Source organism: Kitasatospora misakiensis, assembly GCF_042656005.1.
GTDB classification, from domain to species: Bacteria; Actinomycetota; Actinomycetes; order Streptomycetales; family Streptomycetaceae; genus Kitasatospora; species Kitasatospora misakiensis.
Genome location: NZ_JBHSOF010000036.1, coordinates 48,049 through 63,986, shown reverse-complemented (window position 1 = coordinate 63,986; position 15,938 = coordinate 48,049). Strand labels below are relative to the sequence as shown.

Sequence of the window (15,938 nt, the reverse complement as noted above, 5' to 3'; positions counted from 1 at the left end):
GCCCGGGCGCGGGCCGCCCTGCTCCGTACGAAAGGAGCCCGTCGTGAGCGCTGAGTCCGCGCACCCGAACGTGATCCCGTTCCGGCCCGAACCCGCCGAGATCAAGGCCGCCGAACAGGCCGTCATCGGCGCCGCCCTGCTCGACCCCGTCCAGATCCCCGCGCTGGCCGCGCAGCTCGGCGGCCCCGGCGCGTTCTACCACCCCGCGCACGAGACGATCTGGCGGGCCATCACCCGCATGGCCGACGGCGAGCGCCCGGTGGATCCGCTGCTGCTGACCGGTGTCCTGCGCGCGCAGGGCGACCTCGGCCGGATCGGCGGGCCCGGCTACCTGCACGCCTGTGTCGAGGCCACTCCGACCGCGGCGAACGGCGACTACTACGCCGAGATCGTGCGCGCGGCCGCCGAGCGGCGCCGGATCAACACCGCCACCAGCCGCCTGGCCCACATGGCCGGCGACGGCCAGGCGGACCTGGACGACGTGCGCGCCGCCGCCCTGGCCGCGCTCGCCGACCTCGCCACCGGCGAGAGCTGGCTCGACCCCGTCCCGCTCGGCTCACACGGCACCCTGCCCACCTTCCCCGTCCACACTCTCCCGAAGTGGGTCGGCGCCTATGTGGAGGCGGTGGCGGAGTTCACCCAGACCCCGCCCGACATGGCCGCCACCATGGCCCTCGCCGCCCTCTCCACCGCCGCCGGCGGGCGGGTCGGCGTGGAGATCCGGCCCGGCTGGCGCGAGCAGTCCAACCTCTACCTGGTCTGCGCCATGCCCCCGGCCAGCCGCAAGTCCGACGTCTTCGCGACCATGACCGCACCGATCTACCGCGTCGAGGACGAACTGCGCACCAACGCCCGGGCCCGGATCATCGAGGCCGAGACCGCCAAGGAGACCGCGCTCGCCGAGGTCGACGCCCTCATGGCCAGGGCCCGCAAGAACCCCGACCTCGATCGCGCCCACCTGGTCGCCGAGATCGCCGGCGCCCGGATGCTGGCCGACGAGATCGTCGTCCCGCCCAGCCCGCGCCTCACCCTGTCCGGGGACATCACCCCCGAGACCGTCACCCACCAGCTCGGCGTCCACCGCTGCCTGGCCGCGCTCTCCCCCGAGGGCGACCTCTTCGACAGCATCGTCGGCCGCTACAGCAGCAAACCCAACCTCGGCGTCTTCCTCCAGGCCCACAAGGGCGAACGGCTCCAGGCCGACCGCATCACCCGCGAACAGCCCACCGTCGACAAGCCCGCGCTCACCATCGGCGTCACCCCGCAGCCCGCCGTGCTCCAGGAGCTCGGCGCCGCCCCCGGCGCCCGGGACCGGGGCCTGCTCGCCCGCTTCCTGTACTCCCTGCCGCCGTCCAACCTCGGCTACCGCAAGATCCGCACCACCCCTGTCCCGGAGCAGGTCGCCGCTGCCTACGACCTGCGCCTCACCACGCTCCTGCACACGCTCACCGCCCTCGACGAGCCGGTCACCGTCACGATGACCGCGGCCGCCGACCTCGCCGTGGAGAAGCTGCAGGAGAAGTTCGAGGTCCAGCTCCGCCCGGACGAGCCGCTCGCCCACATCAAGGACTGGGCGGGCAAGCTGGTCGGCCACATCGCCCGTATCGCCGTCCTGCTCCACCTCGCCGACCACGTCAGCGGCGACTGGCGCGCGCCCGTCGAGGCCGCCACCGTCGACCGGGCCGCCGAGATCGCCGAGTACTACACCGCCCACACCCTCGCCGTGTTCGACCTCATCGCCGCCGACCCCGCCACCGAGGACGCCCACGCCCTCCTCCAATGGCTCCGCCGCCCGAAGAAGGACGGCACCCACCGCACCCACATCAAGGCCCACGACGCCGTCGCCAGCAGCCGCCGCTTCAAGAAGGTCGCCGACGTCGAACCCGCCCTCGCCCTCCTCGAACAGCACGGCTGGCTCCGCACCGACCAGCCGCCCGCCGGCGGTCAGCGTGGCCGGGCCCCGGCCGTCACGTTCCGTGTCCACCCGGCCGCGAGCACCCCCACGGACGGGGCCGAAGCCCCGTAACCGTCAGGGATGTCAGGGGAAATCCCTGACCAGCCAAAACACCTCCGGACGGCCGGTCAGGGCACGTCAGGGATGTCAGGGAAACGCCGAATTTCCCTGACATCCCTGACAATCCCTGACGCCCTGCCAGGGGCCAAAGCCACAGGTCAGCGATTTCCCCTGACATCCCTGACACTTTCCGCCCTCCGCCTCCGTCCGCGAGAGGGCCGGTAACACTCCGCAACCACCATTCGCACCCGCCGATGGAGTCGCCGCCATGCCCACGCAGGACCCGAAGCTCAAGCTCGCCGCCGTCCTCGAAGAGCTGGAGATGTCCCGCTCCGCCTTCTACCGCATGGTCGCCCGCGGGAAGGCCCCGAAGCTCATCAAGCTTCCCAACCATCAGATCCGCGTCCGCCGCAGCGACCTCGACGCCTGGTGGGCCGCGCAGGAGCAGAACGCCGCCGCCTGACCCGCGCCCCGCCCTTCCCTCGCAGCCCCCGGCCGACTCGGCCGGGGGCTGCTCTCTTTCTGGAGCCCCATTGCTCACCTACGACGTCCAGATCCACGCCATCCGCGATCTCGGACGCGGTCGGCGGCCGCACCAACTCCGCTGGCGCGTGGGGAAGAAACCCCACTCCGCGACCTTCGCCACCTTCCCGCTCGCCGACGGCCGGCGAGCGGAACTGCTGACGGCCATGCGGAAGGGCGAGCAGTTCGAGACCGAGACCGGACTGCCCGCGTCCGAGTTCCGGAAGCTGAACCAGGTGTCGTGGTTCGCCCACGCCAAGGAGTACGCCGAGGCGAAGTGGTCACGCTCGTCGGCGAAGAACCGCGCCACCCGGGCGGATGCCCTGGCCACGCTCACCGAGGCGCTGGTGACGGATCGTCGCGGGAAGCCGGACCCAAAGGTTCTCCGCCGTGCACTCTCCTGCTGGGCGTTCAACTTCTCCGAGCACCTCGCCGAACCGCCCGAGGAGATCACCTCGGCCCTGGCCTGGGTGACCAAGAAGTCCATCCCCCTGGTCCACTTGGACGACTCCGAGAACGTCCGCCGCGGACTGGAGGCCATCGCCCGGCTGATGGACGGGAGCGTCGCCGCGGACACCACGCTCACCCGGAAGCGGATGGTCTTCAACAACGCCCTGCGGTACGCGGTCGAACGCCGGCGGCTGCCCAGCAACCCCCTCCAGTTCGTCGACTGGACGCCGCCGGCCACGAGCGACGAGATCGACTTCCGGTGGGTGCCCAGCCCGGCGCAGGGCCGCGCGCTGCTGGACGCCGCCGGGCAGGTCTCGGCCCGGGGGCGGCACCTGCGGGCGTTCTACGGGTGCATCCTGTACGCCGCCACCAGGCCGGCGGAGGCGACGAACCTGCGGCTGGTCGACTGCTCCCTGCCGGAGAGCGGGTGGGGCGAGCTGGTGCTCGGCAGCAGCTCGCCCCGGGTCGGGTCGCGCTGGACGGATGACGGCCAGTCGCACGAGGAGCGCGGCCTCAAGCGGCGGGCCCGGAACGCCACCCGGGAGGTGCCGATCCCGCCCGTGCTGGTCCAGTTGATCCGCGAGCACGTCGCCGCGTACGGGGTGGCGGAGGACGGCCGCCTGTTCCGGGCGGCGCGGGGCGGGCGGCTGCTGACCAAGGAGACCGCGGCCGTCTGGAAGCGGGCCCGGGGGATCGCCCTCAGCCCGAAGGAGTTGGAGACCAAGCTCGCCGAGGTGCCGTACTCCTGCCGCCACACCGCCGTCTCCGGGTGGCTGGCGGCCGGCGTCGACCAGACCGAGGTGGCCCGGCGGGCGGGGCACAGCGTGGCGGTCCTGCTCCGGTTCTACGCGAAGGTCATCAACGGGCGGCAGGAGCGCGCGAATGGCCTGATCGAGCGGTTCCTCGACGGCGACGAGCCTGCCGCGTAGGGCCCGGATCCGTTCCACGGGCGTTCCACACAGGGTGGTCCGGAGGGGCATCCGGGTGGGACAGCCCGGGACTGAATCGAAAAGAGCGGGTATCGGCATGTAGCCGATACCCGCTCTGATCAGGGCGTTCTCCAACTGCGGAGAGCGTGGGATTCGAACCCACGGTACGGGGTCACCGCACGACAGTTTTCAAGACTGTTCCCTTAGGCCGCTCGGGCAGCTCTCCAGGCGGAGGTCAGCCTAACGGGTCCGGCGGGGTTCGGTGCACCGGGTTTCGGGGGTGGGTGGGGTGGGGGTCAGTCGCCGACGCGGGTGCCGAGGGTGACCTTGGTGGTGGCGGTCTGGCCGTTGCGGGTGTACTCGACGTCGACCGTCTCGCCGGGCTTGTGGGTCCAGATCTTGCTGACCAGGGCGGGGCCGTTCTCGATCGGGCTGCCGGCGAGCTTGGTGATGACGTCGCCCGGCTTGAGGCCGGCCTGGTCGGCGGCGCCGCCGGGGGTGACGGCGGGCTGGCCCTGGATGTCGCGGGTCTGGATCTGGGCGCCGTCGCCCTTGTAGTCGTCGTTGCGCAGGACGTCGAGCTTGGCGTAGACCGGCTTGCCGGTCTTGATCAGGGTGTCGGCGACCCACTTGGCCTGGTTGATCGGGATCGCGAAGCCGAGGCCGATGGAGCCGGCCCGGCCGTTGCTGGAGGCGTTCGACTGGATCGCCGAGTTGATGCCGATCACCGCGCCGCTGGAGTCCAGCAGCGGGCCGCCGGAGTTGCCGGGGTTGATCGAGGCGTCGGTCTGCAGGGCGTTCATGTAGGAGGCCTGCGCGCCGGTCTCGTCGCCGGAGGCGACCGGGCGGTCCTTGGCGCTGACGATACCCGTGGTGACGGTGGACTCCAGGCCGTACGGGGCGCCGATGGCGATGGTGGAGTCGCCGACGTTGACCTTGTCGGAGTCGGCCAGCGGAAGCGGCGTCAGCTTGCCCTTGGGCGGGCTGTCGAGCTTGATCACGGCGACGTCGTAGCCCTCGGCGCGGCCGAGCACGGAGGCGCCGTAGGAGCTGCCGTCGGCGAACTTGACGGTCAGTTTGCCGCCGCTGGACGCGGGCGCCACCACGTGGTTGTTGGTGAGGATGTGGCCCTCGGTGTCGAAGACGAAGCCGGTGCCGGTGCCGGACTCGCCGTTGCCCTGGGCCTTGATGGTGACGACGCTGGGCAGCGCCTTCTGCGCGATGCCGGCGACCGAGCCCGGGGCGGGTTCGTTCTTCTGGGTGTTGTTGGCCTGGACGGTGGTGGAGCTCCGGTCGGCCTTGGCGCTGACGGTGGAGTCGTCGCGGTCGGCGACGGCCACGCCGTCCCCCCCGCCGGCCACGCCGGCCACCAGGGCGACGGCCGCGACCAGGGCGATCAGGCCGCCGCGCTTCTTGCGCGGGCCGCCGGGGAGGGGCGCGCCGGGGTACTCGCCCGGGTAGCCGAGCGGACCGCCGGGGCCGCCGGGGGCCCCGGGCCCGCCGGGGGTGGCGTCGTGGGCGCCCCAGCCGCCGAGCGGCTGGCCGGCGCCGAACGGGTGGTGGTGCTGGCTGGTCGCGCCCGGGCCCTGCGGGGCGCCGCCGGGCGCGTACGGGTCGTGCGCGGCGAGCGCCGGGGGCACCGCCGTGCCCGGGGCCGGGGTGGCGTACGGGTTGCCGCCCTGCGGAGCCGCAGGAGCCGCAGCGGCAGCCGGAGCGGCCGGCACGGGCGGCAGGACCGGCGGCGGGGCGTCGAGGTAGCCGGGCTCGACCGGCGGGGCCGGGACGGGCGCGGCGGGCGCCGCCGGCTCCGGGGCGGCCACCTTGCTGAACGCCAGGGTGGGCGTGAACCCGCCGGAACCCCCCTCGGCGGCCGGGGCCGGCTGGTCGGCCGCGGGCGTCACCGCGGGGTTCGGGCCGGCCGCAGACTGCTGCGCCGGACCGTCAGAAGCGGAACCCACCACCCCCTGGCCGCTGGAGGGCTGTTCCCCCTGCGGCCCGGTGGACCCAACCTCGCGCTCGGTGCTCACGGACGACCTCCATCGCTGACAGGACCAACAACCATAGTTTTTCGCACACTCGATTCGATTGCCGTAAGGACCCTTCTGAAGAACTCATAAGAATCCTTAGCCCGGCCAGACGGGCGGCCCCGAGCGCCTCGCACGCACCCCCCTGGCCTTGGCGTTCTCCCCCGTGCCCGCTACCCTGTCGCTCCGAACTGACACGCGGGAGCTTGGACCCACCAGGCTGAGAGTGCGCCGGTCGACCGTACGCCACGGGATCCGTGGACGGCCGTCGAGGGGGCGCAGACCGCCGGAACCTGTCCGGGTAATGCCGGCGTAGGGAGTTATCGGCCATGCCGCCTGCTTCGCCATCCTCGTCCTCGGGCGCCCCCGCGCCGCGGAACGTCCCCCAGCTCCAGGACGCCGCGAACGCCGTCCCCGGTTCCCCCACGGGCGGCACCGCCACCGCCGTCCTGGAGCCGCCGGCCCGGGTCGAGGCGCCGCTGGTGCTGGACACCGAGCCGCCCCGCACCCTGGCCTTCCGCGACCACTTCGCGCTCTGGATGAACCTCGGCGTCTCGCTGATCGGCTTCACCACCGCCGCGACCGTGCTCGGCGCCAAGGGCAGCGAGCTGTCGCTGGCCGCCGCCGTGACCGCGATCGTGGCCGGCACCGCGGTCGGCACCGCGATGCTCGGGGTCGCCGCGCTGATCGGCGCCCGCACCGGCGCGCCCGCCATGGCGAACCTGCGCGGACTGTTCGGCACCCGCCTGTCCTACGTGCCGACGGTGCTCAACATCGTCCAGTGCGTCGGCTGGGGCGTCTACGAGCTGCTGACGATCGCGCTCGGCGCGCAGACCGTCGTCGGCACCGACGGCTACCGCTGGGCCTTCGTCGTGCTGGCCGGCGCGGTCACCACCGCGCTGACCATCTGGCCGCTCGGCGCGATCGCCGTGCTGCGCCGCTTCGTCGCCGCGGCGGTGGCGGTCGCGATGGTCTACCTCACCGTCCAGCTCGGCCGGCACGGCGTCCCGGACCCTGGCGCGGGCAACTGGCACGGCTTCCTGAAGGCGACCGACGCGATGATCGCGGTGTCGATCTCCTTCGTGCCGCTCGCCGCCGACTACACCCGGCACTCGCGCACCCCGCGCTCGGCCTTCTGGGGCAGCTTCTCCGGCTACACGATCGCGCAGGTCTGGTGCTACGTGCTCGGCCTGCTGGCGCTGCTGCAGGCGGACGGGGACCCCGACCGGATCTTCGACTCCTTCCTGGGCGTCTGGGCGGGCTGGCTCTTCCTGCTGGTGCTGGTGCTGCGCGAGACCGACCAGTCCTTCGCGAACGTGTACTCGACCGCGATGTCGATCCACAACCTGCTGCCGAAGGTCGACCGCCGGGTGCTCACCGGCGCCACCGGCGCGCTGATCACCGTGCTCGCCCTGCAGATCACCGCGTTCACCGACTCGTACTACGCCTTCCTGGGGCTGATCGGCGCGGTCTTCGTGCCGATGTTCGCGGTGCTGGCGGTCGACTACTTCCTCGGCGCCGGGCGGCGCGGCTGGGACCTCTCCGCCGACGCGCCGTCCCGCTGGCTGATGCTGCTGCCGTGGGCGCTGGGCTTCGCGGCCTACCAGCTGATCGCGCCGACCGCGGTGGCCGGCTGGTGGACGGACTTCTGGACCTCCGCGCAGGAGGCGCTGCACTTCACCCCGCAGGAGTGGACCTCGGCCTCGCTGTTCGGCTTCCTGGTGCCCGCCCTGGCCACCTGGGCGCTCACCCCGCTCACCCGGGGCACCCGGGGCCGGGCCGCCGCCGAGGCGCGCTGACCCCGCCGCTGACCCCACCGCCCGGCCCGCGGATCCGCCGGGCCGACCGAGTGACGAAGACGGCCCCGCCGATTGGGGCCGTCTTCGCCTTCGTGTCACCTCCGCCGCCTATCGTGGGGGGTGTGACCAGCCCTGATGTCTCGCCCGCGACGGCCCGCACCGCGCCGCCCGTCCAGGTGATCGCCCACCGCGGTTCCTCGCACGCCCTGCCCGAGCACACCCTGGCCGCCTACCGCCGGGCGCTCACCGAGGGGGCGGACGCGCTGGAGTGCGACGTCCGGGTGACCGCCGACGGGCAGCTGGTCTGCGTGCACGACCGGCGGATCGGGCGGGTCTCGGACGGCCGGGGGACGGTGTCCGCGATGACGCTGGCCGAGCTGGAGGCGCACGACTTCGGTGCCTGGAAGACCGGCCGGCCCAGCGAGGACCCTGAGCTGCGTGGCGTGCTGCGGCTGGAGAGCCTGCTGGAGCTGGTCGTGGACTGCGGGCGCCCGGTGGACCTCGCGATCGAGACCAAGCACCCGGTGCGGTTCCGCGGCCGGGTGGAGTCCGAGCTGCTGCGGGTGCTGGACCGGTTCGGGATCGGCGGCGCGGGCGCGGGCGGGGGCCGGCGCGGCGACCCGGCGGACACCGGGGCGGCGGGCCACGGCGTCAACGCCCGGATCATGAGCTTCTCCTCCGTCGCGCTGGCCCGGGTGACGGCCGCCGCGCCGCAGTACCCGCGGGTCTTCCTGTTCGAGCGCGGCCTGGTGCTGCGCGGGCGGCTGCGCCCCGGCGCGCCGCTGCCGGGCGGGGCGCGGATCGCCGGCCCCGGCATCGACCTGGTGCGGGCCCGGCCGGGGCTGGTGACCAGGCTGCGCGAGCTGGGGCACCAGGTGCACGTGTGGACGGTGGACGAGCCGGCCGACGTCGAGCTGTGCCTGGAGCTCGGGGTCTCGGCGATCATCACCAACCGCCCGGCGGAGGTCCTGGCCCAGCTCGGCCGGTGACCCCCCGGGAGGGCGGATCGGCGACCGCCGGGGGGCACGCGAGCGACCGCCGGGGAGCGCGTGAGCGACCGCCGGGGCGGGCTCCGTTCCGCGCGGGCAAGCGGTGAAGGATGGTGAACCGTTCAACCACTGTGACGCGTTGACCGTACTGGTAGGGACTCAAACCTTTCAGCCTCGATTTCTGGCGCATTTCATACAGTTTCACGACTGAGGGTGAGCAACGAATCACCTGTCGCGCACCGTCGGTGTACCGGCCTGAAATGACCGCGCGGGATCGCCGCGCGGTCGTTTCCGACGTATTGCCAAGGGGCATCCATCCCTCGGCATACGCTGAAGGAGGTCCGGGGGTGGCGTTGATGGTGGCGCGTGAAGTGCCGACTTCATCGACCATGGCAGTGCCGCACGGCCCAGCGAGTGTCGGGGTCGCACGGCGCCGACTGCGTCGAGATCTGGGAGACCGGGAGATACCGGAACCGGTCATTGATGATGCTGTTCTGATCCTTTCCGAGCTTTTGAGCAACGCCTGTCGCTACGCCCGACCGCTCGGGCCGCTGCCGGCCCTCGGCCGGGGTGCCCGCGCCGAGGCGGTCGAGGCACTGCTGGTCGGCGGACCGTCCCGGGCCACCGGCCCGGCGGGGCCGGCCACCGCACCGGGCGAGCCCGTCGAGGACGCCGGCGGCGTCCTGGTCCGCTGGCAGATGCACGCCGACGGGGTGCTCACCCTGGAGGTGACGGACGGCGGGGCACAGACCCGGCCGTCGCCGTCCAGCCCCTCGCTGACCTCGCACGGCGGCCGCGGGCTGAGCATCGTGGACCAGCTGGCGAGCGACTGGGGCGTGCGCGACGCCCCGGGCGAGGTGACGGTGTGGGCGGCCCTGCCGGCCCGGGCCCGGCACGCCCGGCGGACCACCGGCGGGCACCGCGAGGCCTGAGCGGACGGAACGCGGTCCGCCCCCGCGTCCCGCCCCCGCGGCCCGCCCCCGCGTCCCGCCCCCGCGTCCCGGCGTGCGCCCACACGCCCGGGGAACGTCAGTAGGCTGCCCGGAGCACAACACCACCGTTCCCGGGAGAGCCGCACCATGGGCAAGAAGGCCGCCAAGAAGGCGCCGCAGCGCAGCCAGTCCACCCCCGCCGTCACGGGCGAGATCCCCGTGGTCGGGGCCCGTGAGAACTGCCCCTGCGGCTCGGGCCGCCGCTACAAGGCCTGCCACGGCCGCGAGGCCTCGCACGCCGTCCAGGAGCTGGTGCACCGTCCGTTCGAGGGCCTGGCCGGCGAGGCGGACTGGGTGGCGCTGCGCGAGCTGGTGCCCGCCGCCACCGTGCCGCTGACGCTGGCCGCCGGGGTGGCCGAGGGCGCCAACGGCGAGGTGCCGTCGGTGACCCTGGCCACCGTGCTGCCGCTGGCCTGGCCGGCGCTGCGCCGTCAGGACGGCTCGATCCTGCTGGGTCTGCAGACCCAGTCGGCCTCCGGCGACCTGAGCCGGGACCTCGCGGACGCCCTGGAGCTGGCGCTGGCCGTCGAGCCGGGCTCCCCGGTGCCGGCCCGCCGGACCGTGCCGGGCGGCCGACGCCTGCAGGACCTGCTGGACACCACCGCCGCCTTCGAGCCGGCCGTGCACACCGGCTTCGAGTTCTGGCTGGAGGACGCGGAGACCGCCACCGGCGAGGTGGCCGCCTCGCTGGAGCGCGCCAACGCCTCGGCGATCCCGACCGAGAAGCTCACCGGCGTCGACTCCGCCTACTGGTGCGGCACCCCGGACAAGAACCACCTGCGCTGGGTGATGACCGTGCCGGAGGAGCAGCTGCTGGACGCGCTGGCCCGGCTGACCGCCGCCGAGCAGTCCGCGCTCGGCCCGGACACCCGGCTGGTCGGCTCGTTCCGGGCGCACGGTCTGACCGTGCCGGTCTGGGACCTGCCGGTCGGGATGACGGCGACCGACTGCGAGAAGCCGGCCGCCGAGTTCGCCGAGCGGCTCGCGGCGGTGCTGGCCGACCCGGCGCCGCTGACCGCCGACGAGCGGCGGACCCGCGCCAACCTGGTGAACCGTCAGGTCACCCTGAACTAAAGGCGGGACGGAAGGCCGGCGACCGCCCGGCCGAACAACGTGATACGCGTCACATTGTTGCCCGCGACCCGCAATTTCCGGGCTGTGAGGGCGTCTTGGAAATTGGCGCGGGCGCGGATCCTTGTTACTGTCTAAAGAGTCCGGTCGCTGGTGCATCCCCCGTCGCCAGCGGCCGGATCTTTTGTTTTCCGAACGGCCCACGCCGGCGCGGGTCGGCCGTGCCCGATCGATGCGCCGGCGGCGCCCCCCGGTCGCACCGCGCGGGGCGCCGGCCCGGCCACACGCCGTCAGCGCCCCGGCGGCACCCCGTCAGTACGCCGGCCGCCCGCCGCCAGTACGCCGTCAGTACGCCGAGCGGCCGCTGTCCAGCTGGACCGCCGCGGCCACCAACTCGCCCAGCAACGGCCCGACCTGGGGCAGCCGGACGCCGCCGTCGGCGCCCTGACGGGGCGGCAGCACCCAGCGCACCCGGTCGCCGGCCCCGCCACCGGGCGGCAGCAGCAGGAATCCGCCACTTCCGTGGTAGCGCAACGAGCCCGGCACCCAAGGGAGTTGGACGAGCATCTCGCCGAGCGCGTCGAGCGAGTAGGGGGCGACCAGCATGGCGTACCGGTCGGGCATGGCCAGCACCGGGCCGAGCGGCAGCCGGAGCGCGGCGAGGTAGGCGAGCGCGCGGGCCCCGGCCGCCGCCGGCAGGCTGACCGCCGAGACCGTGCGGCCGGTCGCGACCAGCAGCGGGGCGTCCGGGCAGCGCCGCTCCCACCACCAACGCACCATCCGGGCATCGGTGGTGGCCGCGAGCAGCGGCGGGTCGTGCGGGTGGGCCCCGGGCACCGGGCAGTCCTGGTCGCCGCAGGAGCAGTGCCCGCCGGCGAGCAGGACGGTGCCGGGGACGACGGGCCAGCGGTGCTCGGTGGCGGCCGTCAGGGCCCCGGCCAGTCGGGCCGCCCGGGCCGCCGACCGGTTCTTCGGGTCGTCGCGCAGTGGGTTGTCACGCATTGGCACCCGTTCCTTTCCGTGACCGCTCGAAGGCTCCGCCCCGCGGCCGCCGGGCCGGCCGCCGCCGCGCGTCCGGGGACGTCGGCCGGCCCGCGAACCGGACGGAGGGAACGGACCGGGAGCCGGGCCGGGGCCGAACGGCGGGCAGGGCGGGCGGCGGTGCGGACGGCGGTGCGAACTGCGGCGCGGGCCTGGAGCACGCGGCGGAGCTGATGTGAAAGGGCCGCGGAATAGAACAGCCCTTGGAACGAGAATCCCGTATGCGACCGGATGGACGCCGCCCGGGCGCGGTTGGTTCCACCGTACGAGTGAGTCGCTTCCGGCCGGCCCGGCCGGCCGGCGGTAAAGGCATACGATCCGGACGGCCGCCGGCACCGTCCCCTCGGTTCTGCCCGTTCACGGCCGCTCCATGCCCGTCGACCGGAGCCATCACGCCGCGCCGGACCGTGGTGCGACCGACCGGCGCGCACGGGGAAGAACGCGCCCCCCGACCGGGCCCCACCAGGCCCGGAACCGGTCACCCGCCCTGTCATGACTCTGGACATGCCCCGAATGGCCTGTGTAGAAGTGGTGGCATTGCTGTCGATCAATGACGAGTAGTAGCGAATCGAGGCGAAACGCGCCCTTTTGGCCGTGCTCGCTCCACAACGGCCGCCCTGGGGGTTCCGCATGATCCGCATGACACGTACCACCGCGTCAGGAGTGGCGGCATGACCGAGTCCCCCCAACCGTCGACGTCCTCCGAGCCGGTCGAGCCCGGCGGCGCCAGCGGGCTCTCCGTCCTCGATCCGCCGGGCTTCCACGGCCCGGCCGCGCCGACGGCCGCCGGGCAGCCGGACGGCGAGCAACCGGCCGCCGGGCAGCCGGACGGCGAGCCGCCGGACGCCGCCGGGGGCCACGCCCCGGACGGCGGCACCGACCGGCGCACGGACGGCGGAGCGGGCGCGACCCCCGCCGCGGACGCCCCCGGCGCACCGGACGGCGCATCGGACCGCGCGCCCGACGCCACACCGGACGGCGCACCCGACGGCGCGACCCCGGCCCCGGCCCCGGCCCCGGCCCCGGATCAGGCCTCTGACCCGGACCCGGCCTCTGACCCCGCCGCGACCGGGATGCAGGACCGTTTGGCCGGACGCCTGTCCGATTTCGCCAGCCTCTACGAGCACACCGAGCGGCTCGCCCGCGCCCGCGGCCTGCCCGCCACCCTGGACGCCGTCCTCGCCTCCGGCACCGCGCTGCTCGGCGCCGACCGCGCCCTGCTGGTCACCGCGCTGCCCGGCGGCGGCCCCAGCCAGCCGGTCGGGCTCGGCCTGGACCGCGCCAGCCTCGGCTCGCTGGAGACCGTCCCGCCCGACCAGAGCCTGCTCGCCCGGCTGCTCCGCGAGCACGACCGGCCCGCCGAGGTGCGCTCGCACGACCTCGCCGAGGACGAGGCGATCGGCGCCCGGCTGCGCGAACTGGCCGGCCAGCTCGGCCTCGGCGGCTGCTACGGCCTGCCGCTCGCCACCGAGGAGGACGGGCCGCTGGCCGCCGCCCTCTGGTTCTACGACGGGCCCGCCGACCCGAGCGACCGCCGGCGCGAACTGGCCCGGCGCTACTGCGACGTGGCCGCGCCGCTGCTGGCCAAGCAGTTGGACGCGGAGAAGGTCAGGCGCACCACCGAGGCGCTGCGGCGCGGCCTGCTGCCCGACCGCCTCCCGCAGACCGCCGGACTCCGGCTGGCCGCCCGGCTCGACCCGGCCGGACTGGACCGCTCCTGCGGCAGCGACTGGTACGACGCCATCCCGCTGCCGGACGGCACCGTCGGCCTCACCGTCGGCTCGGTCTCCGGCGACGGCCCCGGCGCCGGACCGGGCTCCGCCCCCGGCGCGGCCGCCGCGATGGGCCGGGTGCGGGCCGCGCTGCGGGCGTACGCGGTGCTGGAGGGCGAGGACCCGGTGTCCGTCCTGGGCGACCTCGAACTGCTGCTCAAGACCACCGAGCCGACCCGCAGCGCCACCGCCGTCTACGCCTGGGTGGAGCCGGAGGAGCGGCGGATCACCCTGGCCGGGGCCGGCCACTGCCCGCCGGTGCTGGTCACCCGGTACGGCGCCGAGTTCGTCGAGACCTCGCTCTCCGCGCCGCTCGGCATGCTCTCCTGCTGGGAGGCGCCCGGGGTGGAGTTCACCGCCGAGCGCGGCGACACCCTGGTCCTCTACACCGAGGGGCTGGCCCGCCGCTTCGGCCCCACCCTGCACGCCGGGCAGGCCAACCTGCGCCGGGCCGCCGCCGACGCCCCGCGCGACGTCCGGATCGACCCCGACCGGCTCTGCGCCCACCTGCTGGCGGCCGCGGCCGAGCGGTCCGCCGACCGGCGGGACGCGGCAGACGGCGGAACCGCCGGCCGGCACGCCGCCCTCGCCGAGGGTCCGGCCACCGACGACCTGATGCTGCTCGCCGCCCGCTTCGCCTAGCTGGGGTCCTGAATCCCTTACCGGGCCGTTCGAGGACCCGAACGGGTGGGCGGCCGGGCGTCCGTACCATGGACGCACGGCCGCCCACCTGTGTCGCGATCCGACGCGCCCCGGGCGGCACCACGCGCAAGGAGGCGACGTACGTGACCGAGGACCGCACCCCGGCGGTGGCCGAGAACCCCGAGGCCGTCGGCGGCGACGAGGAACCGCAGCAGTTCAAGGGCCGCAAGAACGGCCTCTACTCCGAGGTCTCCGACGAACTCGCCGCGTCGATGAAGTCCGGCTGGGCCGACACCGAGCTGCACGGTCTGGCCCCGGTCCCGCAGGCCCCGTACACCGCCGAGCGCCGCGCCAGGCTCTCCGCCGCCTACCCCGGCGAGCGGCTGGTCGTCCCGGCCGGCACCCTCAAGATGCGCTCCAACGACACCGACTACGGCTTCCGCGCCGCCAGCGAGTACGTGCACCTCACCGGTGACCGGACCGAGGACGCCGTGCTGGTCGCCGAGCCCACCGGCGCCGCCGGCCACGAGTTCGGCCTCTACCTGCTGCCCCGCTCCGACCGCGAGAACGGCGAGTTCTGGCTGGACGGCTACGGCGAGCTGTGGGTCGGCCGCCGGCACAGCCTCGCCGAGCAGGAGCAACTGCTCGGCCTGCCGGTCCGCGACGTCCGCAAGGCCGCCGACGAGCTGGCCGACCGCACCGCCGACGGCGTGCCGACCCGGATCGTGCGCGGCTACGACGCCGGCCTGGAGGCCGCGCTCGGCGACGTGCTGGACGCCGACCGGGACGCCGAGTTCAAGGAGTTCCTGAGCGGCCTGCGGCTGGTCAAGGACGAGTGGGAGATCGGCGAGCTGCGCGCCGCCTGCGCCGCCACCGTCAACGGCTTCACCGACTGCGTGCGCGAGCTCGGCCAGGCCGTCGCCACCTCCGAGCGCTGGATCGAGGGCACCTTCTGGCGCCGCGCCCGCGTCGAGGGCAACGACGTCGGCTACGGCTCGATCTGCGCCGCCGGCCCGCACGCCACCACCCTGCACTGGGTCCGCAACGACGGCGAGGTCCGCCCCGGCGAGCTGCTGCTGCTGGACGCCGGCGTGGAGACGCACACCCTCTACACCGCCGACGTCACCCGCACCCTGCCGATCAACGGACGCTTCAACGCGCTCCAGCGGAAGATCTACGACGCGGTCTACGACGCCCAGGAGGCCGGCATCGCGGCCGTGAAGCCCGGTGCCCGGTTCCGCGACTTCCACGACGCCTCGCAGCGGGTGCTCGCCGAGCGCCTGCTCGCCTGGGGCCTGCTGGACCCCTCGGTCCACGACGTCGAGAAGGTCCTGGAGCTCGGCCTGCAGCGCCGCTGGACCCTGCACGGCACCGGCCACATGCTCGGCCTGGACGTCCACGACTGCGCCCACTCGCGCACCGAGGAGCACGTCGACGCGCTGCTGGTGCCGGGCATGGTGCTGACCGTCGAGCCCGGCCTCTACTTCCAGCAGGACGACCTGACCGTCCCGGAGGAGTACCGCGGCATCGGCGTGCGGATCGAGGACGACATCCTGGTCACCGCCGACGGCAACGAGAACCTCTCGGCCGGCCTGCCGCGCCGCGCCGAGGACGTCGAGGCGTGGATGGCCTCGTTCGCCTGAGCCGGGCGACACCCCGGGGCGTGCGCGCGCCCGGACGGACGAACCGCCGG

General features: G+C 74.3%; 11 protein-coding genes and 1 tRNA gene. 9 read left to right on the top strand and 3 right to left on the bottom strand.

All coding sequences use genetic code 11. The annotated features are described in order from the left end of the window. The first annotated feature begins 43 nt into the window (after positions 1-43). The 3 genes from ACFP3U_RS24680 to ACFP3U_RS24670 all read left to right on the top strand — a co-directional run bounded on the left by ACFP3U_RS24680 (position 44) and on the right by ACFP3U_RS24670 (position 3,915). A complete protein-coding gene (locus ACFP3U_RS24680; RefSeq protein ID WP_380227830.1) occupies positions 44-2,026 on the top strand; it encodes a DUF3987 domain-containing protein in 1,983 nt (660 codons plus the stop codon). A 256-nt stretch (positions 2,027-2,282) separates the two neighbouring features. Then, positions 2,283-2,477: a helix-turn-helix transcriptional regulator gene (locus tag ACFP3U_RS24675; protein WP_328955754.1), complete on the top strand. Its 195-nt coding sequence runs from the start codon at positions 2,283-2,285 to the stop codon at positions 2,475-2,477. Positions 2,478-2,625: 148 nt separating this feature from the next. After that, on the top strand, positions 2,626-3,915 hold the full coding sequence (locus ACFP3U_RS24670; RefSeq protein ID WP_380227829.1) for a tyrosine-type recombinase/integrase: 1,290 nt from the start codon (positions 2,626-2,628) through the stop codon (positions 3,913-3,915). A 138-nt stretch (positions 3,916-4,053) separates the two neighbouring features. Here ACFP3U_RS24670 and ACFP3U_RS24665 read toward each other — a convergent pair. Beyond that, a tRNA-Ser gene (locus ACFP3U_RS24665) sits at positions 4,054-4,141 on the bottom strand. Positions 4,142-4,211: 70 nt separating this feature from the next. Beyond that, the gene (locus ACFP3U_RS24660; protein WP_380227828.1) at positions 4,212-5,942 is read right to left on the bottom strand and encodes a S1C family serine protease; all 1,731 of its coding nucleotides are present in this window, start codon (positions 5,940-5,942) and stop codon (positions 4,212-4,214) included. A gap of 326 nt (positions 5,943-6,268) precedes the next feature. Here ACFP3U_RS24660 and ACFP3U_RS24655 point away from each other — a divergent pair, with 326 nt between their 5' ends. From ACFP3U_RS24655 to ACFP3U_RS24640, 4 genes are all read left to right on the top strand, one after another. Next, positions 6,269-7,738: a purine-cytosine permease family protein gene (locus tag ACFP3U_RS24655; protein WP_380227827.1), complete on the top strand. Its 1,470-nt coding sequence runs from the start codon at positions 6,269-6,271 to the stop codon at positions 7,736-7,738. A gap of 122 nt (positions 7,739-7,860) precedes the next feature. Continuing rightward, on the top strand, positions 7,861-8,727 hold the full coding sequence (locus ACFP3U_RS24650; protein WP_380227826.1) for a glycerophosphodiester phosphodiesterase family protein: 867 nt from the start codon (positions 7,861-7,863) through the stop codon (positions 8,725-8,727). Between the two features lie 512 nt (positions 8,728-9,239). Next, positions 9,240-9,659: an ATP-binding protein gene (locus ACFP3U_RS24645; protein WP_380227825.1), complete on the top strand. Its 420-nt coding sequence runs from the start codon at positions 9,240-9,242 to the stop codon at positions 9,657-9,659. A gap of 147 nt (positions 9,660-9,806) precedes the next feature. Then, the gene (locus ACFP3U_RS24640) at positions 9,807-10,793 is read left to right on the top strand and encodes a DUF5926 family protein (RefSeq protein WP_380227823.1); all 987 of its coding nucleotides are present in this window, start codon (positions 9,807-9,809) and stop codon (positions 10,791-10,793) included. Positions 10,794-11,135: 342 nt separating this feature from the next. Here ACFP3U_RS24640 and ACFP3U_RS24635 read toward each other — a convergent pair whose 3' ends face one another. Then, positions 11,136-11,792 carry a bifunctional DNA primase/polymerase gene (locus ACFP3U_RS24635; RefSeq protein ID WP_380227822.1) on the bottom strand — a complete coding sequence of 219 codons (657 nt, stop codon included), beginning with the start codon at positions 11,790-11,792 and terminating at the stop codon, positions 11,136-11,138. Between the two features lie 710 nt (positions 11,793-12,502). On the opposite strand from ACFP3U_RS24635, the gene ACFP3U_RS24630 reads away from it, so the two are divergent. Continuing rightward, the gene (locus ACFP3U_RS24630; protein WP_380227821.1) at positions 12,503-14,245 is read left to right on the top strand and encodes a PP2C family protein-serine/threonine phosphatase; all 1,743 of its coding nucleotides are present in this window, start codon (positions 12,503-12,505) and stop codon (positions 14,243-14,245) included. Positions 14,246-14,412: 167 nt separating this feature from the next. Continuing rightward, positions 14,413-15,888 (top strand): aminopeptidase P family protein, encoded by a 1,476-nt coding sequence (locus tag ACFP3U_RS24625; protein ID WP_380227862.1) that lies wholly within the window; start codon positions 14,413-14,415, stop codon positions 15,886-15,888. Positions 15,889-15,938: the final 50 nt, after the last annotated feature.